Here is a 25536-nt window from a genome sequence, read left to right on the forward strand (position 1 = left end):
GCGTTTTTCTCTTATTGTGCGAATTGATTTGCAGGTGTCGTTAATCCCAGGCTTGCGCGCAGGGTCGTACCGGGATATTCATGGCGGAACAGTCCCCGCGCCTGAAGCACAGGGACAACCTGTTCGACAAAACGCGGGAAGGTATCCGGCGTTCCGCCCTGGATAATAAAACCGTCTGCGGCTTTCTCGTCGAACCACTGCTGCAGGCCGTCGGCGACCTGTTCCGGCGTGCCGCTGAAACGCGGACGTGGGCTGGCCGCTTCCAGAGCAACCTGACGGAGTGTTAAGCCACGCTCGCGCGCGTTGCGTTTGATCTCATCAGTCGTACTGCGAAAGCTGTTTTGTCCGAGAGAGCCAAGATCCGGGAACGGTGCGTCCAGCGGATATTGGGCAAAATCATGATGTTCAAAGTAGCGGCCAAGATAGTTCAGCGCGTCGGTAACGGAGACCAGCGCAGCGGTAGTCTGATACTGCTGCTCAACGTCCTCTGCGCTGTCGCCAACAATAATACTGACGCCCTGGAATATATGCAGTTGATCGGGATGTCGTCCGGCGATTTCCAGCTGACTTTTTACATCCTGATAGAACGCCTTAGCCTCTGCCAGCGACTCCTGATGGGTAAAAATGGCATCAGCATGCTGCGCCGCTAATTTCTTGCCATCTGCTGAAGCTCCCGCCTGAAATATAATCGGACGACCTTGTGGCGTACGCCCAATATTTAACGGCCCGGCGACCTGGAAATAATCTCCATGATGATTTAGCGTGTGCAGTTTATGCGGATTAAAAAATTCCCCGCTTGTTTTATTACGGGTAAAAGCATCGTCTTCCCAGGAATCCCACAGTCCTTTCACTACCTGTAAATATTCATCGGCAATACGATAACGCTGGGCATGCTCCGGATGCTGAGCGCGAGAATAGTTTTTTGCCGATCCTTCCAGAGGCGACGTAACCACGTTCCAGCCCGCACGCCCGTTGCTGAGATGGTCCAGGCTGGCGAACTGTCGTGCGGTCGTAAACGGCTCGCTGTATGATGTGGACACTGTGCCAACCAGTCCCAGATTCTGGGTGATGCTGGCCAAAGCGGATAATACTGTCAGCGGCTCAAAACGATTTAAAAAGTGCGGGATTGATTTTTCATTAATATACAGACCATCGGCGACAAAAATAAAATCCAGCTTCCCTTTTTCCGCAATAAGCGCCGTCTCTTTGACAAAATCAAAATTAATACTGGCATCGGCCTGAGCCGCCGGGTGGCGCCATGCGGACATATTTCCCGATGCGCCATGCAGAATAGTTCCGAGCCGTAGTTGCCGATTTTCAGCCATAATAACCCCTACCCAACAGGTAAACTTAAAGGTGTGCGAATGCCGTTTTTGCTAACTGCGCAAAGTAATGTGCGGCAGGTTCAATTAAACGTTCGTCTGGATTAAATCCCGGGTGATGTAATCCGTATTCACTGGCACTGCCAATACTGACAAATGCGCCTGGCGTATTTTGCAGGTAGACGGCAAAATCCTCCCCGCCCATATGCAGGTCAGCATGGTGAGTGGTGTAGCCTGACTGTTTCGCCACCGTGGTGGCGATATCGGCCCAACGCGCATCGTTCACCAACGCGGTCGGCCCCGCATGCCAGATAACGTCTATTTGTGCGCCAAAGGCATGGGCAAATCCGGCAGCGATGTCATTAACCCGTGCTTTAACCTGCTGCTGTACCTGAGTCCGGTGCGTTCTGAGCGTCCCTTCCAGCTCAACGGACTCTGGCAGTACGTTCCATGTATTTCCTCCCTGAATACGGGTCACGCTGAGTACCACCGAATCCAGCGTGTTAACGTCGCGACTGGCAACGCTTTGCAACACGGTTACCAACTGGCTGGCAAGCAGGATGGCATCTTTGCCTTCATGCGGACGCGCCGCATGTGCGCCCTTGCCATTTATGCGCAGCACGAAGCGATCGACATTGGCATAGAACGCACCGCCGCGTGTGGCAAATTCGCCCACCGGCAAACCGGGCTCATTGTGCATACCAAAAATAGCCGCTACGTTTTGCAGCGCACCGGCGCGGATCAACGTTTTTGCGCCGCCGAAACTCTCTTCAGCTGGTTGAAACAAAATACGTACTCGCCCCGGTAAGGTTGTTTCCTGTTGTTTAAGCAGCAGTGCTGCTCCAAGCATCACGCTGGTATGGACGTCATGCCCGCAGGCATGCATCACGCCCGGTGTGAGGGAGCGAAACGGAACATCGGCGCTTTCTTCTATCGGTAGCGCATCGATATCCGCCCGCAGCGCGATGACATCTTCTCCCTTGCCGATTTCCGCGACCAGACCGGTTTTCAGCTTGAACGGCAGAATGTCGACATCCGCAGCGTGCAACCAGGCCTGAATGCGCCTGGTGGTTGCTTCCTCCTGCAGGGAAAGCTCCGGGTGCTGATGTAATTCACGACGCCAGTTGATAAGCGTTGAGCTGAGGGTCATCAGAGCACCTCCACGGCATTATGGACTTGTGCCAACAAACGCAGCGATGTCAGACGCGCGTGGCCCTCCGCCACTGGCGTGTCGATAATGAACTCATCAATACCAAATTGCGTATGCAGAGCATTCAGCTTTACCATCACCTCTTGAGCGGTGCCGTGTAACAACGCCAGTTCACGACGCGCGATTTTGCGTGGCGAACTACCCGCCTGTACGGCGAATGCCAGGGCTTGCTCTTCGCTGGCGACTGTAACGCGTTGACCATTTTCCAGCTCAACGCCCCAGATTTGCACGTTTTCCGCCAGTTGCGCAGCGGTATCGTGACTGTCAGCCACAATCACCTGAACGGCGACTATCGTCGGGCGGTCGCTGTGGGTCTGCCAGAAGGACAAAACCTCACGTAATAACGCTTTGTCACCGTTGAGGTGCGCAGCGAAGATAAAATTCCAGTCGGATTGCGCTGCTAACTGTGCGCTTTGCACACTGGCTCCGAGTACAAATCCTTCTGGCGGTATTGGTGGGATTGGCGTCGGGAATACCGTTTCCCCGCTTTCCGTTCCGTTCAGCGCCAGCCAGCCGTTAAGCTGAGAAAGCTGATCGGCAAAACTGCCTTTTTCTTCCTGATGCAGTCCATGCTGTAACGCCTGAGTCGACAACGGTAACCCGCCAGGGGCCTTCCCTACGCCGAGGTCGACACGTCCAGGAGCCAGTGATGCCAGAAGATTGAAGTTTTCCGCCACTTTGTACGGGCTGTAATGTTGCAGCATCACGCCGCCGGAACCAACGCGGATACGCTGGGTTTGCCCGAGGATCCAGGCGATCACCAGTTCCGGCGATGGACTGGCCAGCTGTGGCGTATTATGGTGTTCCGCGATCCAGAAACGATGGTACCCCCACTCTTCCGCCAGTTGCGCCAGGCGCAACGTCCGGGAAAGCGCAGTCGCGGCAGTTTCACCTTCCCCGATGGGGCTTTTATCCAGAACACTCAGGCGATATGACATGTTACGAGCCTATGTTTGTTAACATGTCTTTATTATTAATTTATCAAATAGCCATACTGAAACATTTAATTCACATTTACTCAGCTAAAAAGTAGATAACAAACCCTACCGCAGCCAGGGTTAAAAATTGGATCGCCCAGTACCGCTAAACTGAAAAACACCCGCAATTAATAGCCTACAAAATATAATAGGGTCGTTGATATCACGTTAATAACATCAAAATCATTTCATGCCAGTTTTCTTTTTACGAAAAGGTTTTTTAACGCAATTTACGTTAAGTCAGTTTAAACGACTTGTAACGTTATGCGCTTGTATTAATTGTTTCACTTTTATGACGTGGGATGAATGATTTACATGGAAATTTTTATTTTAACTACTTCCACAGAAATGATGATTAGTAGAGAATGCAACGTCTCTTATTAAAACGGTTTAAAACAGATTTCTAATATCCCCCGATTTCATTGCGGGGATTTTTGTATGGATTATACATAGCATCATGGGACCTCTATGAAAAGTAACATGCCCGTTACACAAATTGAGCACGCACTTAACGATAAAACGACGCTGCTTTCTACGACGGATAAAGAAAGTCATATTACCTACGCCAACTCCGCATTTATTGATGCCAGCGGATTTAACGAACAGCAATTAATGGGCGAACCGCATAATATTATTCGCCATCCTGATATGCCTCCCGCGGCGTTCGCCGATATGTGGTACACGCTACAGCAGGGAGACAGCTGGACGGGAATGGTGAAAAACCGTCGGCAGAATGGCGACCATTACTGGGTTCGCGCCAACGTTACACCGGTCTGGCACAATGAAAAACTCACTGGCTACATTTCAGTGCGTACCGTTCCTTCGCGCGATGAAATAACTCAAAGCGAAAGTTTATATCAAAAAATTAATAGCCAGCAGTTTAAAGGGTTTCGACTTTTTAAAGGCATTATCATTCGCCGCGGCATATTGTCATGGGCATCAATGTTTAAATGGCTGAGCATTAGCCAGCGCGTCAATTATTCTTTAGGGGTAATCGCCCTGCTCGCTGTGCTATTTCTTTTTGCTCCTGTTAATCCATTTATTCAGGCGGGAGGGTTGCTGTTCTTATTTCTGATGCTTGCTATTTACCTTAAGTATCAAATTTGTCAGCCAGTTAATACGCTACTGACGCAAATGAAGAAAGTGGTATCCGGGAGAAAACCTGATAACTGTCATTTAAATCGGGTGGATGAAATCGGAATGCTGATGCGTCTGGTTAATCAGTCCGGGCTTAATCTGAATTCACTGGTCGATGATGTCAGTACGCAAATATCCGGTATTCGCGCTATCAGTCAGCGAGTATCAAAAGAAGGTACGGCGCTGCATAAGCGTTCCGAAGAAACCTCCGCCGACCTGCAACAAACCGCTGCCGCCATTGAAGAAATTGGTAGCGCGGTACAGCAAACTGCTGAGACTGCGGCACATACTATGACCATGGCCGATAAAACCAGCGCCAATGCGGCAGAAGGCGGCGATATCATGAAACAAACTATCGCCATGATGCAGGCGATATCGCGTGACAACGGGCAGATCGTCGACATCATCGGCGTCATTGATAGTATCGCCTTTCAGACCAATATTCTGGCGCTCAATGCCGCGGTCGAGGCCGCGCGAGCCGGAGAGTCAGGACGCGGTTTCGCCGTTGTGGCGGCAGAGGTCCGTAATCTGGCACAGCACTCAGCGTCTGCAGCAAAAGAGATCAAACAGTTGATTGAGAAGAACGTCGCCAACGTGAATAGCGGCGTCAAAATGGTAGAACAAACGGAGACGCATCTTACCGGGATGATTGGCGATGTCCTGCAGATGTCGATGATGATCAAAGATATTAGTCTGGCGACGCGTGAGCAAACCCTGGCGCTGGATCTGATTAACGATTCGATTTCACGCGTTGGCACCATGACACACAATAATGCCGAGATGGTGGAACGTGTCACCGATGCTACCGCCGATCTGACTCAACGTTCATCGCGCTTACAGCAGGCCGTTCAGGTCTTTGGCGTATCAGCATAACCTTACGGCGCTTATCGGGTGAATGTCTCGATAAGCGCACTCCTCTCCAGGTATTTACGCCCTTCTCTTTTATTGGCTGAATCGAGGCCACACCGCGCCAGTGCAGGCTGTACAAAAATGCTGAATTCTTGTTATCGGGGCTTTGCGGAACTGAACAATTGAATGTAGGATGCTCGGCCGGCAGTTTTCCCCCGTAACTCAATGAAGGGTAAGGCTGTTTTCGCCGCAGTAGGTGCGGCAAAAAGGATTTGTATTTTTGTCAGGTCAACAGGAAAAGTAATGAACACAAACAACACGCAAGCCGCGGAGCAACATGCGGCGAAACGACGCTGGTTGAATGCCCACGAAGAGGGGTATCACAAAGCGATGGGAAATCGACAGGTACAGATGATCGCCATTGGCGGCGCAATTGGTACCGGGTTGTTTTTAGGGGCTGGCGCGCGCTTGCAGATGGCTGGTCCTGCTTTGGCGCTGGTTTATCTGGTGTGCGGTATTTTTTCGTTCTTTATACTGCGCGCGCTTGGCGAACTGGTTTTACATCGCCCTTCCAGCGGCAGCTTTGTCTCCTATGCCCGTGAATTTTTAGGTGAGAAAGCCGCCTATGTGGCTGGCTGGATGTACTTTATCAACTGGGCGATGACCGGCATTGTCGATATCACCGCGGTGGCGTTGTATATGCATTACTGGGGCGCATTTGGTGATGTACCGCAGTGGGTATTCGCCCTCGGCGCGCTGGCCATTGTCGGCACCATGAACATGATCGGCGTGAAGTGGTTCGCGGAGATGGAGTTTTGGTTTGCACTGGTCAAAGTGTTGGCGATTGTGATTTTCCTGGTGGTGGGTACCGTCTTTTTAGGCACCGGAAAGCCATTGGATGGTAACGCCACGGGTTTTCACCTGATCACCGACAACGGTGGATTCTTCCCACATGGCTTGCTGCCGGCGCTGGTACTGGTTCAGGGGGTGGTTTTCGCGTTTGCCTCCATTGAACTGGTGGGCACCGCTGCTGGAGAATGCAAAGATCCACAAACCATGGTGCCGAAAGCGATCAATAGCGTTATCTGGCGTATTGGTCTGTTCTATGTGGGTTCTGTCGTGCTGCTGGTTCTGTTACTGCCGTGGAATGCCTATCAGGCAGGGCAAAGCCCGTTTGTTACCTTCTTCTCCAAACTGGGCGTGCCGTATATCGGCAGTATCATGAATATCGTGGTGCTCACCGCGGCGCTTTCCAGCCTTAACTCTGGGCTGTACTGTACCGGACGTATTTTACGTTCCATGTCGATGGGCGGATCGGCGCCGAAATTCATGGCTAAAATGAGCCGCCAACAGGTACCCTGGGCTGGGATCCTCGCCACGCTGGTCGTCTATGTCGTCGGGGTATTTCTTAACTATCTGGTGCCGTCGCAGGTGTTTGAGATCGTGTTGAACTTCGCGTCGTTGGGCATTATTGCGTCGTGGGGTTTTATCATGGTCTGTCAGATGCGTCTGCGCCGGGCCATAAAAGAAGGTAAAACGGCAGACGTTAGCTTTAAACTGCCGGGCGCTCCGTTTACCTCGTGGCTAACCCTGGTGTTCCTGCTGAGCGTGCTGGTGTTGATGGCGTTTGACTATCCAAACGGCACCTACACTATCGCGTCATTACCGTTGATTGCCATCCTGCTGGTTGCAGGCTGGTTCGGCGTGCGTAAGCGCGTCGCGGAAATCCACCGCACCGCGCCGTAATGGCTGAAGGCCTGAAAGGTTAATCCTTCAGGCCCTCTTTTTTAGTTCGCTTCAATCAACTGCGCTACATCGTTGCTGTTAATTTCCCGCGCGTTTCCATCCTGATCGGTATAGCTGGTCATTCCCGTATCTTTATCCAGTTTTGGCTTACCCTGGGTGGTAATGGTTTGTCCGCTTTTGGTCGTCATGACGTAATCAGTGGTGCATCCTGCCAGGGTAAACAGCATTACGCCTGCACAAAGACAGATAAATGGCTTTTTCATGGTATTCCCGTGTTATTCAGTTAGCCGTTGAGGGCGTAGTGTAAGTCCCTGAAGTGGGTCGGGCTACTGGCGGGGTGTAACGAGGCGTATCGTGGGGTTTAGAGAAATGACAGGAGGGGTTTCCCCCTCCTGATTTTTTACAGCGCAATACGAATAACATCGTCCGGCTGGGTAGCCTCCTGCTCGCGGGTAGATTTCTGTTTCACGCTGACGTACAGGGTTTTACCATCGGCAGAGAGCGCCAGGCTATTCGGGAATGTTGGGGTCTCGAATGTTTTGACGACTTTATAGCTTTTCGCGTCGATCACACTCACTTTACCGGCCTGGCGATGAGTCACGTAGGCTTCATTACGCGTCGGGTTGAACAGCACGGCAAGGGATTCCGGCGCGGCGACTTTTGCCAGTACGTTGCCATTACGGGTGTCGATTACCAGCACTTCCGCCGCTTTAGAGTCGGTGACAAATGCACGGTTGCCCGCTGTGTCCAGGCTCAGGTTGATAAAGAAATGCTCTTTCCCATCATCCAGCAGTTTTTTGCGGCTGATAATTTTGTTGGTGGTGGTATCGATGGTAATGAATTCACCGTCCGCATTGGCGGTGTACAGGCGCTTAGCCTTGCTGTCGACAGCCAGAGCGGTGCTCATTTTGCCGGTATTTTGGATGGTGTCCTTCAGTTTAATGGCGTCGCCGTCCACCACCCAAATCACGCTCTCTTTACCAATACCGCTAATGTATACCGTGTTAGTGGCGTCATCTGCGGCCAGCTCACGCGGCTGCAGCGGGCGAACATCTTCAGAACGCTTACGCGCATCCAGCACCAGACGTCCTTTCACCGCGCCCGTTTTAGCATCCATCGCCGTTACCGCGCTATTTACCGTGTTGCCGAACCACAGCGTTTGCGTGGCGTTATTGATGGTGGCACCAAACGGTTTGAGATCGTTATGAATCACCTGAGTCACTTCGAGGGTGACCGGGTCAAGGCGGTAAACCACCCCGCCGGTATCCAGTTTGCGGCTCTGTGAGGTCGCCAGCCACAGCGCGTTCTCTTGTTGGCTGTACGCCATTTCATAAGCGCCTTTACCGACGGCTTTGCGCAGCAGTTCTTCTGCAGCCTGCGTAGTAAAAGATGATGCAACGAGCAGTGAACCTAACAGTAAAGAACCACGCAGACGCGGTGAAAACAGATGACGTAAAGACATGACGACTCCCTTTGATAAATTCGTTTGTTACTGCTTCACATAGCTTCAATGAGCAAAATCATGGTTTTGCCTTTTTAAGAATGAGAATAGTAATCATTATTTATCTCAATGTGGAGTATTTATTCGCTTTCGGGTTGTAACCTTCTCATTTTCTCCATGAATAATCGCTTTTCATCCAGATAACGTCATTGGCATTTTACCAGGCCTACATTTCGTACGAAGCAGGCCTGGTTACAGACATTCACCGTCTTCCACCCTTACGCATCAATCCTCAGCAAGACGAATAACTACCTTGCCGAAGTTTTTGCCGGTCAGCAGACCGATAAAGGTTTGTGGCGCATTTTCCAGACCGTCGGTCACCTGCTCGCGGTAGTGGATTTTGTCCTCTTTAAGCCAGCGCCCCATCTCCCGCTGAAACTCCTGAATGCGGTGACCATAATCCTGACCAATGATAAAACCCTGCATCCGGATACGCTTTTTCAGCAGCGTTGCCATTAACAGCGGTAATCTGTCAGGTCCGGCCGGAAGCGACGTTGCGTTATAACCACTGACCAGTCCACAAAGCGGAATCCGCGCTGAAGTATTGAGCAATGGCAGAACGGCATCAAATACTTTTCCGCCGACGTTTTCATAATAAATATCAATTCCTTGCGGGCAGGCTTTTGCCAGTTGTTGCGCAAAATCTTGTGCGTGGTGATCGAGGCAAACATCAAAGCCCAGCACCTCTGTGGCATGTCGGCATTTCTCTGCCCCACCAGCCACACCGATTACCCGACAGCCTTTAAGCTTACCGATCTGCCCAACCGTTGCGCCAACCGGCCCGGTTGCGGCGGCTACCACCAGCGTTTCTCCCGCTTTCGGCTGACCGATATCCAGCAGGCCCATATAAGCGGTAAACCCCGGCATACCCATAACACCCAGCGCCCAGGAGGGATGTTCGGGATGAGCGCCAAGCTTCACCAGTCCGTTACCGTCGGAGATGTCATAGTCCTGCCAACCGCTGTAGCTCAATACCCATTCGCCTGGCTGGTAGTCCGGATGGCGGGATGACACCACGCGACTTACGGTACCACCCACCATAACACCACCAATCTCTACTGGTGGTGAGTAAGATGGCTCATCGCTCATGCGGCCACGCATGTAGGGATCGAGGGAAAGATAAACAGTGCGCAGCAAAACCTGGCCTTCGCCCGGGGATGCCACCTCATCTTCTTCAAGACGGAAGTTCTCTGGGACTGGCGCGCCATGTGGACGGGAAGCCAGTACCCAGCGACGGTTACGATTAGTCTGTTGACCCATGATGTGCTCCTCTGCTTTTGGCATGAATCCATCAATAGTAGCAGTCTGCGCCTGCTATTTAGCTGACGACGTGGTTTAACCGCACAACCAGGTAAACGCAGGGTTTCGCGGTTTCATTGATAAACCGACAGTCATTCGGCGGGCCAAGTTCCAGGCAATCACCTGCCTGCATTTCATGGCGTATGTCCCCTTCCACAAAGACTAATTCCCCCTGCTGTAACCAGATAAGTTGTCTGGCCTGCACATAGGAAGAAGCTGGCATCGGGATATCACTTCCGGCGGGTAATTCAATCTGCACCAGATCGATAGGTAGATCGCTGCGCGGTGAAACATGGCGGCGCAGATAGTGGCTTTGCGGATCGTGCCAGACGGGCTGGTCAGCGAAGCGCAGCAGCTTGCCCTCCTGCATTTCAGCCCGCGCAATCAGGGTAGACATGCTGATGCCAAACGCACCGGAAAGTCTACCCAGCAGCGTAGCCGTTGGACTACTCTCGCCGCGTTCTATTTTATGGATCATGGCCCGCGACACGCCCGCGCGCTCGGCAAGTTCCGTGAGTGACCAACCGCGAGATTCCCGCTCAATGCGAATTCTTGCACTGATCCGTTGATTTATACTGTCTTCAATAGTATTCATATTGTAATACTATAGTGAACAAGCCCTGAGGTTCAACATGTCAATTCGATTTGCCAGCAAAGAAGACTGCGCCGCCATTGCAGAAATCTACAACCATGCGGTACTGCATACGGCGGCTATCTGGAATGATCAAACGGTCGATGCCGAAAACCGTATTTCCTGGTATGAATCCCGACAATTGATGGGGTATCCGGTACTGGTGAGTGAAGAGAATGGCGTGGTTACGGGATACGCCTCCTTTGGCGACTGGCGTAACTTTGATGGCTTCCGTCATACCGTTGAACATTCGGTGTATGTCCATCCAGAACATCAGGGAAAAGGACTCGGACGAGCACTACTCAGCAGACTGATAGACGAAGCCCGCGCATGCGGCAAGCATGTAATGGTGGCAGGTATTGAGTCTCAGAATCAGGCATCACTGCATCTGCACAGCTTGCTGGGCTTTAAAACCACCGCGCAAATGCCACAGGTTGGAACCAAATTTGGGCGGTGGCTGGATCTGACCTTCATGCAGTTGCAGTTAGACGATCGTCGTGAACCGGATGACCTTAGATGAACCAGATGCTGACCCTCTCCTTTCTGATTGCGGCGGGTATTGGTCTGGTGGTGCAAAATACCTTGATGGTACGCATTACGCAGACGTCCTCGACGATCCTTATCGCCATGTTACTTAACTCGCTGGTCGGGATCGTGCTGTTTGTCAGCATATTGTGGTTTAAGCAAGGTTTAGCAGGGTTTGGTGAATTGGTTTCCAGCATACGCTGGTGGACACTCATCCCCGGCTTGTTGGGATCGTTCTTTGTTTTCGCCAGCATCAGCGGATATCAAAATGTAGGCGCTGCCACGACGATTGCGGTGCTGGTCGCCAGCCAGTTAATCGGCGGGCTGGTGCTGGATATTCTGCGCAGTCACGGCGTGCCGCTGCGGGCGCTGGTGGGGCCGGTCTGTGGTGCGGTACTGCTGGTAGTCGGGGCATGGCTGGTGGCGAGACGTTCGTTTTAATTGCCTGATAGCACTTCGTTTATCAGGCCTACAGAACGTTCCTGTAGGCCTGATAAGGGAAAATCAGAGGATTGTGCCACCTTTGGTCAACTGTTCGCGACGGGCTTCCATATCTTCTTTATGCTGACGGCCATGATGCGCGATAGCCGTACGCAAACGCTGTTGCTGGGTATAGCGGTCTTCCCGGCTCAACGCGACATCATCGCTGAGCTCAATCAGCAATTCATTCATATGCGTAATGACGCTCTCCTCAATGGCGGCATCAACACGTGCGCTGACCTCATCCAGATGCGACATAACCTCTCCTTAACTCATTAATTTAATTTTGCTTTTGAAAAATCACTGCCCATCAGGCTAACGCTGTATCCGCTGACGTTGCTACGCGTAGCGTAGAACGTTTTACCGTTTGCCAGGGCTATCCAAGGAGCCTGCTGGTAGAAAATCTCTTGTGACTGCTGGTAAAGCGCGGCGCGCTCTTCCGGTTTGCTCACCAGTTTCGCCTTTTCAACCAGCGAATTATACTCTTTATCGCACCAGCGCGCGGCGTTAGATCCGGTTTTTATGCTGTCGCAGCCCAGCAGCACATCGGCGAAGTTATCCGGATCGCCGTTGTCTGACATCCAACCAAACAACGCGGTGTCGTGCTCACCTTTACGCATTCCGGAGAGATATTCACCCCACTCGTACGATACAATTTTCGCCTTCACGCCCACCTTTGCCCAGTCGCTCTGGATCATCTCGGCAATCCGTCGGGAGTTCGGGTTGTATGGGCGCTGGACCGGCATTGACCACAGCGTCGCTTCAAAGCCATTTTCCAGCCCAGCCTGCTTCAGCAGGTCTTTCGCTTTTTGCGGGTCGTAAGCGTAATCCTGCAGATCTTTATTGAACCCCATCATATTCGGTGGAATCGGCGATTTTGCCACCGTACCGGAACCTAAGAAGACGGCGTTAATAATGGCCTTTTTATCGGTCGCGTAGTTTAGTGCCTGACGCACCAGTACGTTATCAAACGGTTTTTTCTCGGTATTAAATGCCAGATACCCGACGTTCAGCGCGTCAACCGAATGCAGCGTCAAATCTTTATTCTTTTTAATCTCGTCAAACTGTACGGGCGCAGGTGCTGGGATTATCTGGCATTCATTGGTTTGCAGTTTTGCCAGCCGCGTCTGGACGTTTGGCGTGATTGAGAAGATCAGGTGTTTCGTTAGAACGGCGCCATCCCAGTAGTTAGGGTTGGCAAGATAGCGGATTTGCGAGTCCTGCTTGTACTGCTGCAGCACGTAAGGCCCGGTGCCAATCGGCCAGTTGTCGACGTTTTCCGGTGTACCTTTTTTTAGCATCGCGTCGGCATATTCCGCAGAGAGAATCGAGGCAAAATCCATTCCCCAGTCGGCAAGAAACGCAGCGTTAGGTTCATTCAGGACAAACTGAACGTGATAATCATCGAGCTTCTTCACTTCTTTAATCAGTTTATCCAGACCGACATCGTTAAAGTATTCATAGCTTCCCTGAGAAACCTTGTGATACGGATGATCGGCATCTTTCTGCCGTAATACCGAGAAAATCACGTCGTCAGCGTTGAAGTCGCGGGTCGGTTTAAAGAATTTATTACTGTTGAATTTCACGCCTTGACGCAGGGCAAAGGTGTAAGTCTTTCCGTCCGGAGAAATCGTCCAGTCCGTTGCCAGAGATGGTACCGGGGTATTCTTTACCGGATCAAAGTTGATGAGTCGGTTGTAGAGCACTTGTGAACTGGCCACAAATGAGGGACCGGAACTGGCAATTTGCGGGTTAAATGACTCCGGCGATGCTTCAGAACAATAGATGATGGTGTCAGTATTGGCCGCGAACGCAACGCCTGACGGAATGACGGTGCTGAGAGCCAGCGCGAGTAACGTTTTCCTTGCAATCATGGTTATAAGCCTTCTTATTTTATTATTAACCGAGATATCAGAGCATAGCTGACAAAAACTGACCAATAACAAATCACTATCAGGTTATTCTAATCCGGTGTATTTCGCTGAATAATTCATCACCCTAAGCGAATTAATTTCCCTTAAGTCTTTTTCAAAACGTCAAGATTTTTCCCGGCACTCTATGCCATGAAAATTAGCCCCTTTTTGCCTCTCTTTCTCCGTTTGCTCGTTTTTATAAAACGTAAAGTAGATACGTGAAGAAGTCTAAGGGGTAACAACGTGGCAAAAACTCTCTTGCGCAGCGGCAATTTGGATGACTATCAGGCCGTGGGCGGCGGTGGTCAGGCCGTGTTTGATTCAGCATTGCAAATTCGTGAAACGCTTCGTCTGCGTAAACAGCAGGCGATGGTGGATTGTTTGGCGATCCCACAAATTAACGACAACGGCGATCGGGTTGACTGGTATTCCCCGATAGAAGGGAAAGCCGTGGCGTGGAAAGCCGCTGATGAAGAAGCACGTTTTCGTGCGCTACGCTATCTGGGAAGCACGCTGGAAAATGCGGCGGCTCTGAGCCGTAAAAGCCTGCAGTCGGGAAAAACCTCCCTACAGCTGTTTGGCTCTCTGCTCGAAAAAGCCATCCAGTTTCCCGGTGAAAACCACGTGTTTCTGGTTGATGGCAAACCCGTTATTACGTTCTGGGGCTTCGTTAATCTGAATGAAAATCCCCGCGACGATGTGCTCGATTGCCTGCGAGTTGCCGATATTCCCCCTGTCGTTACCGTAGCAGAGCCGGAACAGGAAGAAGAAATCCCCCCGGAAATCACCTTCGCCGAGGCTGATGCGCCTTTATTAACGCCAGTCGTCGAGCTGGCTAAACCGGCTGAACCTGAGCCACAGCCACCGGTTATAGTTAACGAACCGGAGGTTACACCGCCGCTGGCACAAGAGAAACCTGCGCGCCGCCTGCCGCTGTGGAGCCTGCCCGTTGCCGCAGTCATCATTGCCGCCATCGTTGGGCCGCTGCTGTGGAAACAACAGACCACCCAGCCCGTACCCGCAGCCGCCGCTGTTGAAGTCGCTAAGATTGATATGGCACCGCTGCCAGCACTGGCATCTGCATTGCCCCTGCATCGTGCTGAAGTGACTCCAGCTGCGAAGAAAGAGAAACCTGTAGAAGGACCGGTGGTGATCGCCGCGATTCCAAAAGATGCGCTGGTGATGGATGCCAATCAGATGAAGGCAGGAACGACGCGCTTCCTCAATGGTAACTGGCGCGTCATGGTCGATGTTAAAGATCCGGTGAGCGGCAAAGCGCCGTCGCTGCGCTATCAGATCCAGGCCAATAAAGGCACTGCTCGCGTGGTTCATGGTGACAATATTGTTTGTCGTGCCGAGATTTTCTCCGGTTTGCACCAGTCGGGTGAATTAATGATTAAGAGTCGCGGCAATGCCCGTTGTACAGACGGGTCACGTTATCCGATGCCTGAAATTACCTGCAAAGCGGGAACCAACGACGTCGCCGCCTGTACCGCGCGTTATAACGATCACGCGGAAATCCCTCTGACAATCAAAAAGATAGGTGCCTGATTCTATGTTGGTGAATCTGTGTGATTACAAGCAGAGCGTGACGCTCATCGCCAATAGCGGTGTTCAATTCCTGGATTTTGGCCTGACGCCGCAGGAATCTGCGCACCATGGCCGCTTTGTGCGCAAAACGGCAAACGGTCCCCTGCTACGGCTGGATTTCGATCTGGCAACGGGTCGCTATACCTTGCCTGGCAGCACTGGCGGTCAGCCCGAAGTGGTGAAGCCGGAAAGTACCCAGACGCTGCATTATTCGCTGGATGTCCTCGACGGTGTCTGGCTGCCGCTGCCGTTTCTGCGCTTTAACCCACCGCGCACGTTTGTTGAAGGCCCGGATAACTGGGCGCGCGTGCAGGTACGAAAACTGGCGCAACCCGACAGCGCGGGCAACACCCACCGCGTTACCGTGGCGCTGGATAGCCAGCTCACTGAAAATGCCCCTGCAGCGTTAACGCCTAATGAAAACGACCTGCTCAACGGGACACGATTCGCGCTGGCCTGGCATGACAGTGAAATTGCTGATTTCCTTGACCAGACCTGGATTGACGGCTGGTTGCGCGAATCTTTTATGCACCATGTCACCCAACATGAGAATCGCTCAGAACAAGAGATCCAGCTGGCGCTGCGTAACTTTGAATACCAGGCGCACTGGCTGAATGTGCTGACTCTGTTAGGCGAGCAGCTTTCTGTCCCGGAAGTGAAACTGGTTACGCATACCCTTAGCACACCCGCTATTCCCGTCGATCTTATTTTAGATATCGGTAATACCCATACCTGTGGCGTCCTGATTGAAGATCACGGGGATGCCAATGACGGGCTGCGTCAGACCGCTGAATTGCAGGTCCGTTCGTTAAGCGAGCCGCAGTTCCTCAACGATCCGCTGTTCACCAGTCGGCTGGAGTTTTCCGAAGCGCGCTTTGGTAAGCAGCATTTTTCCGTTGAGAGCGGACGTGATGACGCCTTTATCTGGCCGTCGATTGTGCGTGTGGGTGATGAAGCCCGTAAGCTGGCAATGCAGCGTATGGGCACCGAGGGCAATAGTGGGATCTCCAGCCCGCGCCGTTATCTGTGGGATGAAACGCCGGTGTTACATGACTGGCGCTTTAGCCAGATGAATGGAAAAACCCAGCGCGAACCGCTGGCTACCGCCTTCCCACTGATGAACCTGATGAACGATGACGGGCAACCGCTGTTCAGCCTGCCGCAGGACGATCGTCTGCCGGTATTCTCACCGCAATACAGCCGCAGTACGCTGATGACGCATATGTTATGCGAAATACTGGCCCAGGCGCTGGGGCAAATTAACAGCGTAGCGACGCGTTTGCGCCTCGGATTCCCGGCATCTCCTCGTCAGTTACGGACGCTGATCCTGACCCTACCGTCGGCGATGCCCAAACAGGAACGCGAGATTTTCCGCCTGCGCATGTTTGAAGCTATTGCCCTGGTCTGGAAAGCAATGGGCTGGCACCCGCAGGATGAAGACTTCACTACCCGTAAACAGCAGGAAAAGAGTGTGGTTCCCGTACCTGAAATTCAGATGGAATGGGATGAAGCCAGCTGCGGGCAACTGGTGTGGCTGTATAACGAGGCTATCTCTCACTACGATGGCCACACCGAATCATTCTTTAACGCCCTTGCCCGCCCGGACCGTTTGCCGGAACCCGGTGAGACTAAAGGCCGGGCGCTGCGCGTGGCATCGATCGACATTGGCGGCGGGACAACGGATATGGCCGTCGTCCATTATCAGCTTGATGACGGCGTCGGCGCGAACGTTAAAATTACTCCGCATTTGCTGTTCCGTGAGGGTTTTAAGGTGGCAGGCGATGACATGCTTCTGGACGTGATTCAGCGTTGCGTGTTGCCTGCGCTGCAAACCCGCTTACAACAAGCTGGCGTGACCGATGCCGCTGCATTACTGGCCACGCTGTTTGGCGATTCCGGTCGCATCGATACCCAGGCGATTTTGCGTCAACAAACGGCATTGCAGCTCTTTATGCCGCTCGGTCATGCGGTACTCAGTGCCTGGGAACAAAGCGATATTAACGATCCGGTCGCTGGTCTGCATGCCACATTCGGAGAACTCCTGAGCCAACGACCAACGCGCAACGTGATGAACTACATCCAGCAGGCTATCGACCATGCGTTGCCAGCAGGTTCGCCAGCGTTTGATGTTCTGAGCGTGCCGTTGCAGGTACAGTTCAGGCAGTTACAAGAAGCTCTGTTAGCGGGGCAATTTACCCTGACTTCCCCGCTGCACGCGGTTTGTGAGGCTATTTCACATTATCGCTGCGATATTTTATTAGTGACCGGCAGGCCCGCCTGTTTACCGGGCGTGCAGGCGTTGATCCGCCATCTGCAACCTGTTCCGGTTAACCGTATGATCTGGATGGATAACTACCGCGTGCATGAGTGGTATCCGTTCAGCCAACAAGGGCGGATTGGTAATCCCAAATCCACCGCGGCAGTCGGCGCCATGCTGTGTAGCCTGGCGCTGGATTTGCGTTTGCCGCGTTTTAACTTTAAAGCTGCCGATATCGGCGCTTACTCGACCGTACGTTATCTTGGCGTACTGGATAACACGGTCAATACACTGCGCGATGAGAACATCTGGTATCACGATATTGATCTGGATAAACCAGGTGCGAAGCTGGATGCCCGGTTGCACTTCCCGTTACGTGGCAACGTGACGTTAGGATTCCGGCAACTGGCAAACAGCCGCTGGCCTGCCACGCCGCTGTATACGCTCAGCATAAATTCCGCCGAACTGGCAAAAACCATCGCCGGAGATGGCGTGTTGAATGTACGGCTGCAGCTACGCGGCGGCAGCAAAGAAAGTGGCCCAGAATTCTTCGTCCTGAGCGATGCCTGGTTACAGGATGGCACCCCCGTTGCCGCCAATGCCTTAACGTTAAAACTGAATACGCTGGCAGACCGTCGCCATAGCGGAAGCCATTACTGGATTGATAGCGGGAGCGTGTACCTGAAATGAGTAAGATGTTAAATACCGCGCAGGCCGCCATCGAGTGGGTGGTAGATACCCGTCAACGTGCGGCGCGTCTTGATGATGAAGCGGATGCCCTGCTGGCACAGCTTACGCTAGCCGCAGTGAGTGAATCTGCGCTAGAGACAACCTTTTCATCGCAAGGATGTATAGGGTTATACGGACATTCACAATCGGCAAAAGCACATCTGCTTGCGGCATTGTGCAGCAATGCCACTGGCAAAGTGAATATTGTTACCCCGGATCGCAGCTTTGATTATTTCTCGCATATTAATCCTGGCCATGCGCCAACCAATATGGCGATCCGCTTTACGCGCGATGAAAATCCGCATGATAGCGAATGGCCGTTGCGTCTGCGGTTACTCAGTGAAGCGGAACTGGTACAGCTATTTATCGCCCAGTTCAGCGCGCTCCCGGATAACCGGCAGGTCGAGAAATCGATTATTGAGGCGCGCCTGGAAAAATGGCAAACGCTGCGTCAGCGTCACCCTGTGCCGGGCATTACCGCACATGATGTTGCGGCAATCGGTCGTTTCTGGCGCTCCTGCGTACCGGCAAACCAGCAGCAAATTGACGATGCGCTATGGCACCAGTTTGCCACGTTGCTGCCCGCACTGGATCTGACTACCCGGGCAAACGCCTGGGCACTACTGTGGGGAGAACAACCAGAGCTGACGCAGCAGTGGCTGACGCTGGCGCACACGTTGCAACAAACTGGACACGCGCAAGAATTAGCGGCCCCGCTGAGTCTGCTGGTTGATCATTTTGGTTTACCTGCCGAAAGTTTCCTAACCCAGGTGGCATTAACCGGCAATAATGAGGCGCAAAGCGATGTGGTGGTTCATCCGATTGAAAATCATCAGTTGCTCAATGCAGTCAGCCTTTCTTTGTCGTCACTGGCGCTGCTCACGCGCGAACTGGTCCTGACGGTTGAAGACGCGGTGCTGGAGAATGTCGATCTGCTCGATATTCCCCTCGCCCCGGATACTCATCCGCATCCACTGTGGCAGGCAAAATTAGGCTGGATGCTGGAACATTATCGCCAGCACCTGCAACCGGATGTGCTCTTAATCTGCAACGCTGTCTCTACCCGCGCCCAGACGCCCGCCATCACCCGCAAGCTATTGGGCTGGGTTAACGATACTCAACCCGTCCACGACGCCGCATTGCCAGGCGTGGTCTGGGCCATTACCCCGCAGGATGCGCGTTTTAGTACCCAGCAAAATCTTGACGAATCCGTGCAGCAATTAATGGGCAAACCCGGACTGCACTGGGGCACGCTGCAGGCGCTGGATAAACACAGCTTACAACGCCTCGTCGAATGGTTGACTCAGGCAACCTCACCACAGCAGCGCCTGGCCAGGCTGACCTCCCTGCGTGAACAGCACCAGCAGCGCGTACGCGAAACCCTAATCGGCTGGATTAATCCCGTTGAGACCGAATCAGCAAGCAATGAGTCAGTGATCCGCCAGCTACAGGCTCAGGCGGCAAAGCATGGCGAACTGCTGGATGGTTTGCTCCCGCCGATGCGCATTTTTGAGTCGCTGCTGCGTATTCAGCAACCGCGCGAGGAGCAGGTAAGTGGTTTATTTAATGAAGAGATTGACCTGTTTGCCGAGGTGCGTGACACAATGCACTCACCGGAAAGCCAGGAGACCGGATATCAGGCTCACAAAATGTGGATTAACCACGTGCGCCAGTGGTGTCGCGATGAAAATAATGCCCGCCGTTTACGACTCGATCCCCGTACGTTAAGACAGGTTGCCGACATCCTCGTCACCACCAGCTATCGCCTGGAGATGCCGCAGCGCTTACAGCGCATTATGCAGCGCGAAAACGTCTGTGCCGCGCAGCTATACGCCGATATCGGTGATTTTATTACCTGGCTTGGATTTGCCGACGTTGCTGAGGATCAGCGCCCTGCCAGCAGGATCCAGAAAGGATCGGCTATTTTTAGCGCGCCGAAGCAACAGCCGATGTTACGCCTGACGAAGTTGGATGAACAACCTTCGCACGGCGCAAGCCGCTACGTATACGACTGGCTGGTCGCTTTGTATACCCGTGCGAATGAGAACGTGGGGTATCAGCATCCACAGGATGTCAGCGAAGTCGACAAAAAGCGATTAGATGCCCTGCTTTCCGCCTGAAGCGGCGTTTACTCCGTCATCAGAAGAGAGAGAACATTAACGCGACGGGAAAACTCATCGGCCAGGTCGCACCGACTAATACCGCGCTGAGAAAGCGAATTCGCTTTTTATCGCGGGAAAGAAACCAGGTGATGATTGCCGTGATAACGGCCATCACCGCATAAAAAACCAACATTTTTTGGTACAAAGACATGTAAGGCATCCGGGCCGAAAGGTGAAATCGCGCGCAATATGCTCTTTTTCATGACCTACATCAAGTTTTATTAATTAATTTAAGAAAAGCGGCTGTAAAACAACCCATTTTCATTATGTTCAGAATTCGTACTATTGCGGATAGTTATAACCCGTACTATACCCATAGGGGTTAAAACGAAAGGTGGCACAAATGAATGTTTCCAGTAAAACGGTGGTGCTGATAAATATATTTGCTGCTGTAGGACTTTTCAGTCTGATTTCCGCAAGGTTCGGCTGGTTTGCTTGATGTGGTTCTTGTTTGATTAATTGCAGCGTCCGTTGGCAGAGAGGGACTTCTCTCTGCCATTAGTAAACTATTTTCCCATTCTCACACTGCCGGGTAAATTATCCTTTGTATGTAATACCCCTAATCCTTCTGCGGCATTATATTGCCCCAATCACGGCCTGGTGTTGTGTCGGTATACTGATGGAAATTAGGATGGAGCGCCAGATCCTTTGGCTTGACGGGGTTGTTACTGGCATTTGCTTCACTATTGGACAAACTGCTGCACCGGCGATTATTGACGACAGGTCTGACGCCGGAGCAACTGGGACTGGTTCTGAGCGTTTGTGCGCTACTCGCCTGACTTAGCAGCTTACGCCGCTAATAACCGGACGGTATACCTGAAAGCACAAAGCCCCGACATTCAACCGGGACTTTGTTGTATCAATTAGCCTGACCTCGCGGATATTTCCAACTTACCGCCGTCCGATGGCGACGAGGCCAGTGGCGCGAATAGTATAGACACACGTTTGCCGATATTTAGCTATCCGTGCCCCATTTACCGCTCGCGCTTAAAAGATTACTCATGCTTGATCATGACATGGCGAACAATCGTGTAATCTTCCAGCCCATAAACCGACATATCCTTGCCATACCCAGACTGTTTTTGCCCACCGTGCGGCATCTCGCTAACCAGCGTGAAATGGGTATTGACCCAGGTGCAACCATATTGCAGGCGAGCGCTAAAGCGATGCGCACGCCCAACATCCCGGGTCCAGACGGAAGATGCCAGTCCGTATTTCGAATCATTTGCCCACGCCAGCACCTGGTCTTCATCATCAAATACGGTCACGCTGACCACCGGGCCGAAAACTTCCCGCTGCACGATGGCATCTTCTTGCTTCGCCCCGGCAAGCAGCGTTGGGGCAAAGTAGTAGCCTGCGCCATCCACTTTCTTGCCGCCGGTGATAACTTTGATATGCCCCAGGGCTTTGGCCTCATCGACCGCTTTAGTCACGCGATCAAGATGTACCTGCGAACTTACCGGTCCCAGTTCCGTCGATTCGTCGTTCGGCGCACCAATTTTCAGGCTGGCAACCGCGGCGCCGAGTTTCTCAACCAACGCGTCATAAATGCCTTTTTGGGCATAGATTCGACAAGCGGCGGTACAGTCTTGCCCGGCATTGTAATAACCAAAGGTCCGCACGCCGCTCACTACCGCATCCAGATCGGCATCATCAAAAATGATCACCGGGGCTTTGCCGCCCAGTTCCATATGTGTGCGCTTAATTGACGGCGCGGTGTGCTGAATAATGTGTTCACCGGTTGCAATGGAGCCAGTCAGAGAAACCATGCGGACTTTTTCATGGCCGGTCAGCGGATCGCCCACCGTTTTACCGCGACCAAACAGGACGTTAATAACGCCAGCCGGGTAAATATCTTTGGCAAATTCGGCCAATTTAAGCGCCGTCAGCGGGGTAATTTCTGATGGTTTAATCACCACACAGTTTCCCGCTGCCAACGCTGGAGCCAGCTTCCACGCCGCCATCATCAACGGATAGTTCCACGGTGCAATAGAGGCCACCACGCCCAGCGGATCACGGCGAATCATCGACGTATGTCCTTCCAAATACTCTCCGGCCGCCTGTCCTTGCAGAGTTCGAGCAGCCCCGGCAAAGAAGCGAAAAACGTCGACAATAGCTGGAATTTCATCGTTGAGGACACAGTGCAGTGGCTTACCGCAGTTAAGTGATTCCAGCTCAGCGAAGGTTTGCGCGTTATCGGCAATAGCGTCCGCCAGTTTCAGCAGCAATTCAGAGCGGACTTTCGGCGTGGTTTGCCCCCAGGTGGCAAACGCGGTGTCTGCCGCACGCACCGCGGCATCAACCTGCATGGCTGACGCCTCAGCAATCTCCAGAATGAGTTCACCAGTGGCAGGGTTATAGACTGGCTGCTTTTCACCTTCACCGTTGACCAGCTCGCCATTAATCAGTAATTGATGTTGCATAGCAATTTCCCATATCGTCGTTTATTTACCGTTTCCGGCGAGAGTGTCGCCTTCACGCGTTAGCCACCAGGCCCCTAAAATTGGCAGTGTTGTCACCAGCATTACCAGCAATGCCACAACGTTGGTGACCGGCACATCCCGTGGACGGCCCAATTGATTGAGCAGCCACAGAGGAAGTGTTCTTTCATGTCCGGCGGTGAACGTTGTCACGATGATTTCATCAAACGACAAGGCAAACGCCAGCATCCCGCCCGCCAGTAGTGCCGATGCCAGATTGGGCAGCACGACGTAACGAAAGGTTTGCCAGCCGTTGGCGCCAAGATCCATAGACGCTTCAACCAGACTCCATGAGGTACGGCGAAAACGCGCCACAACGTTGTTAAACACCACCACCACGCAAAACGTCGCATGGCCCACTACGATCGTGAGAAAACCCGGTTCCAGGTTGATGGTTTTAAACGCCGTCAACAGCGCAAGGCCGGTAATAATGCCCGGCAGCGCGATCGGCAACAGTAGCAACAGCGATATTGCACTTTTGCCAAAAAAGTCCCTTCGCCACAGCGCGGCCGCGGCCAGCGTCCCCAGAACAAGGGCAATAGCGGTCGACAACGCAGCGATCTTAAGTGACAACGTCACAGACTCCAGGATATCGCTACGCTGCGCCGCAACGCTAAACCACTTCAGCGTTAATCCCTGCGGTGGAAAACTAAAAGCAGCCTCCTCAGTATTAAAAGCATAGGTGGCAATGATGAGGATGGGAAAGTGCAGGAAAATAACCCCACCCCATGCCGCCAGTTTGAGTAACCAGGGCGCGCGTTCAGAGTGCATCGAAAGCTCCCAGACGCTTCACGAACGCCAGATACAGTGCGATTAACACAATCGGCACCAGAGTAAATGCCGCCGCCATCGGCATATTGCCGATCGCCCCTTGTTGCGAATACACCATGTTGCCGATGAAATAGCCTGGTGGTCCCACCAGCTGTGGCACGATAAAGTCGCCCAACGTCAGAGAGAAGGTAAAGATAGATCCCGCAGCGATACCGGGTATTGCCAGCGGAAGGACCACATAGCGGAAGGTTTGACGCGGACGCGCGCCCAAATCAGCGGAGGCCTGTAACAGTGACGGCGGAAGTCTCTCCAGCGCGGCCTGTACCGGCAGGATCATAAACGGCAGCCAGATGTAGACGAACACCAGAAAGCGCCCTAAGCCTGAAGTCGACAACGTATTGCCGCCTACCGCAGGCAGCGTCAGGAACGAAAGCAGTAGCGGCTCCAGCCCAAGATGGGTTAAAAACCACTGCGCCACACCGTCTTTAGCTAACAGCAGCGTCCACGCATAGGCTTTAACGATGTAACTGGCCCACATTGGCAACATTACGGCAATGTAAAAAAAGGCTTTCATTTTGCCGCTGGTATAGCGCGCCATATACCACGCCATCGGAAACGCCAGAATCGCGCTGACAATGGTGACCGCCACCGCCATCGTCAGGGTACGCAAAATGATGTCGTAGTTAGCAGGATTAAACAGCGCCTGCAAATTCGCCAGCGTCAGGTCCGGCGTGACCGACATAGTGAAATCGTCGAAGGTATAAAAACCTTGCCACAACAGCGTCAGTAATGAGCCGAAGTAGACAATGCCAAACCACATCAGTGGTCCAAGGAGCAGCAAAAACAGCCCCATCCCCGGATTACGCCAGAAGTAACCTGAGATCCGGTTCAGGCTTGTCGACTGTGGAGGCGAATGTAAGACGTTCATAGCCATTCACCTCTCCTCAACCAGCGGTACCATCACGTCGCGGGACCACGATGCCATCACCTGCTGACCCGGCGACAACGTTGACGGTAGCATTTCTCCCGTCAGGTTCGCCTGGCTAACCAGCAGTTTTTCCCCTCCGGCGAGTTTCAGCTCAAACCGCGTCGCCGCCCCCTGATACTGCACCGCCTGAATAACACCCCGGGCCTGGACTTCTCCTCCGGCATCATTCAAGCGAATGTGTTCGGGACGTAGGGAGAACATACCCTGTAGCCCACAAACGTTCGCCGACATCGTCGCATCAAAGACATTTGACGTTCCGACGAAACTTGCCACAAACGGCGTCCGCGGACGCATGTAAAGTTCACGCGGAGAATCCACCTGTTCGATGCGACCGTTATTAAACACCGCCACCCGATCGGACATCGACAGGGCTTCACCCTGATCGTGGGTGACAAAGATGAAGGTGATGCCAAGGGATTGCTGTAATTTTTTCAGCTCCAGCTGCATCTGCTCACGCAGTTTGAGATCCAATGCCCCGAGCGGTTCATCCAACAGCAGGACGCGCGGTTCATTGACCAGCGCCCGGGCAATCGCCACACGCTGACGTTGCCCACCGGAAAGCTGCGACGGTTTACGTTCATAAACAAAACCGAGTCCGACCTTATCCAGTGCTTCACGTGCTTTCGCGTGGCGTTGTTTTTTATCAATGCCTTTAACCATCAGCCCATAGGCGACGTTGTCGAGGATCGACATGTGCGGGAATAACGCGTAATCCTGAAATACCGTATTGACGTCCCGTTCCCAGGGCGGCAATTCGCTGGCCTGTTTACCAAAAATAGTGATTGCGCCGCCTGACAGTTGCTCAAACCCGGCAATCAGGCGCAGACAGGTGGTCTTGCCGGAGCCGGATGGCCCCAGCATAGAGAAAAACTCACCGTCGTTAATTGCAATACTCACCCCATCCACTGCACGAACATCCCCATACAAACGCGAGACGTTATGAAACTCCACTGCGTACGTCATAAAACC

The 25536-nt window shown here is 52.7% G+C and carries 23 protein-coding genes; 9 read left to right on the plus strand and 14 right to left on the minus strand.

The window, feature by feature from the left end; all coding sequences use genetic code 11:
- Positions 1-11: 11 nt before the first annotated feature.
- The 3 genes from OGV85_RS24525 to OGV85_RS05025 are packed head-to-tail and all read right to left on the minus strand — an operon-like array spanning position 12 to position 3470.
- Complete coding sequence (locus OGV85_RS24525) at positions 12-1325, minus strand: LLM class flavin-dependent oxidoreductase (protein ID WP_061548285.1); 1314 nt, start codon at positions 1323-1325, stop codon at positions 12-14.
- 25 nt (positions 1326-1350) lie between these two features.
- Entirely contained in the window at positions 1351-2472 is a 1122-nt protein-coding gene (locus tag OGV85_RS05020; RefSeq protein WP_032949334.1) for an amidohydrolase, read from the minus strand.
- On the minus strand, positions 2472-3470 hold the full coding sequence (locus OGV85_RS05025; RefSeq protein WP_032949336.1) for an MsnO8 family LLM class oxidoreductase: 999 nt from the start codon (positions 3468-3470) through the stop codon (positions 2472-2474). Before OGV85_RS05025 ends, OGV85_RS05020 begins: the two co-directional genes overlap by 1 nt.
- A gap of 507 nt (positions 3471-3977) precedes the next feature.
- On the opposite strand from OGV85_RS05025, the gene OGV85_RS05030 reads away from it, so the two are divergent.
- On the plus strand, positions 3978-5519 hold the full coding sequence (locus tag OGV85_RS05030; RefSeq protein ID WP_032949338.1) for a methyl-accepting chemotaxis protein: 1542 nt from the start codon (positions 3978-3980) through the stop codon (positions 5517-5519).
- A gap of 279 nt (positions 5520-5798) precedes the next feature.
- On the plus strand, positions 5799-7241 hold the full coding sequence (gene ansP / locus OGV85_RS05035; protein ID WP_003843715.1) for an L-asparagine permease: 1443 nt from the start codon (positions 5799-5801) through the stop codon (positions 7239-7241).
- Between the two features lie 41 nt (positions 7242-7282).
- On the opposite strand, the gene OGV85_RS05040 is transcribed toward ansP, so the two are convergent.
- The 4 genes from OGV85_RS05040 to OGV85_RS05055 all read right to left on the minus strand — a co-directional run bounded on the left by OGV85_RS05040 (position 7283) and on the right by OGV85_RS05055 (position 10636).
- Positions 7283-7504, minus strand: coding sequence for a YgdI/YgdR family lipoprotein (locus OGV85_RS05040; protein ID WP_003020157.1), 222 nt, complete (start codon positions 7502-7504; stop codon positions 7283-7285).
- Between the two features lie 137 nt (positions 7505-7641).
- The gene (gene yncE / locus OGV85_RS05045; RefSeq protein WP_003843717.1) at positions 7642-8703 is read right to left on the minus strand and encodes a 7-bladed beta-propeller protein YncE; all 1062 of its coding nucleotides are present in this window, start codon (positions 8701-8703) and stop codon (positions 7642-7644) included.
- Positions 8704-8967: 264 nt separating this feature from the next.
- Entirely contained in the window at positions 8968-10002 is a 1035-nt protein-coding gene (curA, locus tag OGV85_RS05050) for an NADPH-dependent curcumin/dihydrocurcumin reductase (protein WP_049015567.1), read from the minus strand.
- 58 nt (positions 10003-10060) lie between these two features.
- Positions 10061-10636: a helix-turn-helix domain-containing protein gene (locus OGV85_RS05055; protein WP_003020168.1), complete on the minus strand. Its 576-nt coding sequence runs from the start codon at positions 10634-10636 to the stop codon at positions 10061-10063.
- Positions 10637-10673: 37 nt separating this feature from the next.
- On the opposite strand from OGV85_RS05055, the gene OGV85_RS05060 reads away from it, so the two are divergent.
- Positions 10674-11192 carry a GNAT family N-acetyltransferase gene (locus OGV85_RS05060; RefSeq protein WP_044702337.1) on the plus strand — a complete coding sequence of 173 codons (519 nt, stop codon included), beginning with the start codon at positions 10674-10676 and terminating at the stop codon, positions 11190-11192.
- The gene (locus OGV85_RS05065) at positions 11189-11638 is read left to right on the plus strand and encodes a DMT family transporter (RefSeq protein ID WP_061548287.1); all 450 of its coding nucleotides are present in this window, start codon (positions 11189-11191) and stop codon (positions 11636-11638) included. The genes OGV85_RS05060 and OGV85_RS05065 overlap by 4 nt, the downstream gene beginning before the upstream one ends.
- A 63-nt stretch (positions 11639-11701) precedes the next feature.
- On the opposite strand, the gene OGV85_RS05070 is transcribed toward OGV85_RS05065, so the two are convergent.
- Together OGV85_RS05070 and OGV85_RS05075 are read right to left on the minus strand one after the other, a co-directional pair.
- Positions 11702-11935 (minus strand): YdcY family protein, encoded by a 234-nt coding sequence (locus OGV85_RS05070; protein WP_003020183.1) that lies wholly within the window; start codon positions 11933-11935, stop codon positions 11702-11704.
- 17 nt (positions 11936-11952) lie between these two features.
- Complete coding sequence (locus tag OGV85_RS05075; RefSeq protein ID WP_061548288.1) at positions 11953-13551, minus strand: ABC transporter substrate-binding protein; 1599 nt, start codon at positions 13549-13551, stop codon at positions 11953-11955.
- Positions 13552-13833: 282 nt separating this feature from the next.
- Between OGV85_RS05075 and OGV85_RS05080 the strand changes: the two genes are divergently transcribed.
- From OGV85_RS05080 to OGV85_RS05090, 3 genes are read left to right on the plus strand one after another with little or no spacing between them, the layout of a single operon-like run.
- Positions 13834-15141 (plus strand): SrfA family protein, encoded by a 1308-nt coding sequence (locus OGV85_RS05080; RefSeq protein ID WP_061548289.1) that lies wholly within the window; start codon positions 13834-13836, stop codon positions 15139-15141.
- A gap of 4 nt (positions 15142-15145) precedes the next feature.
- Positions 15146-18127 carry a virulence factor SrfB gene (locus OGV85_RS05085; RefSeq protein ID WP_061548290.1) on the plus strand — a complete coding sequence of 994 codons (2982 nt, stop codon included), beginning with the start codon at positions 15146-15148 and terminating at the stop codon, positions 18125-18127.
- Positions 18124-20286 carry a virulence factor SrfC family protein gene (locus OGV85_RS05090; protein WP_061548291.1) on the plus strand — a complete coding sequence of 721 codons (2163 nt, stop codon included), beginning with the start codon at positions 18124-18126 and terminating at the stop codon, positions 20284-20286. Before OGV85_RS05085 ends, OGV85_RS05090 begins: the two co-directional genes overlap by 4 nt.
- A 19-nt stretch (positions 20287-20305) precedes the next feature.
- Here OGV85_RS05090 and OGV85_RS05095 read toward each other — a convergent pair whose 3' ends face one another.
- Positions 20306-20479 carry a GhoT/OrtT family toxin gene (locus OGV85_RS05095; protein WP_003020198.1) on the minus strand — a complete coding sequence of 58 codons (174 nt, stop codon included), beginning with the start codon at positions 20477-20479 and terminating at the stop codon, positions 20306-20308.
- A 192-nt stretch (positions 20480-20671) separates the two neighbouring features.
- Here OGV85_RS05095 and yncL point away from each other — a divergent pair, with 192 nt between their 5' ends.
- The gene (yncL, locus tag OGV85_RS05100) at positions 20672-20767 is read left to right on the plus strand and encodes a stress response membrane protein YncL (protein ID WP_071524268.1); all 96 of its coding nucleotides are present in this window, start codon (positions 20672-20674) and stop codon (positions 20765-20767) included.
- A gap of 214 nt (positions 20768-20981) precedes the next feature.
- Positions 20982-21107, plus strand: a complete 126-nt coding sequence (locus tag OGV85_RS05105) for a hypothetical protein (RefSeq protein WP_269446843.1) — start codon at positions 20982-20984, stop codon at positions 21105-21107.
- A gap of 216 nt (positions 21108-21323) precedes the next feature.
- Here OGV85_RS05105 and patD read toward each other — a convergent pair whose 3' ends face one another.
- Genes patD through OGV85_RS05125 form a run of 4 tightly spaced genes read right to left on the minus strand, consistent with a single transcriptional unit; the run spans position 21324 to position 25530 of the window.
- A complete protein-coding gene (patD, locus tag OGV85_RS05110; RefSeq protein ID WP_061548292.1) occupies positions 21324-22751 on the minus strand; it encodes an aminobutyraldehyde dehydrogenase in 1428 nt (475 codons plus the stop codon).
- A 21-nt stretch (positions 22752-22772) separates the two neighbouring features.
- Complete coding sequence (locus OGV85_RS05115) at positions 22773-23579, minus strand: ABC transporter permease (protein WP_003020204.1); 807 nt, start codon at positions 23577-23579, stop codon at positions 22773-22775.
- Positions 23569-24513: an ABC transporter permease gene (locus tag OGV85_RS05120; RefSeq protein ID WP_061548293.1), complete on the minus strand. Its 945-nt coding sequence runs from the start codon at positions 24511-24513 to the stop codon at positions 23569-23571. Before OGV85_RS05120 ends, OGV85_RS05115 begins: the two co-directional genes overlap by 11 nt.
- A complete protein-coding gene (locus tag OGV85_RS05125; protein ID WP_061548294.1) occupies positions 24514-25530 on the minus strand; it encodes an ABC transporter ATP-binding protein in 1017 nt (338 codons plus the stop codon).
- Between the last annotated feature and the right edge of the window lie 6 nt (positions 25531-25536).

It is taken from the genome of Citrobacter sp. Cf132, assembly GCF_030333885.1.
Lineage (GTDB): Bacteria > Pseudomonadota > Gammaproteobacteria > Enterobacterales > Enterobacteriaceae > Citrobacter > Citrobacter freundii.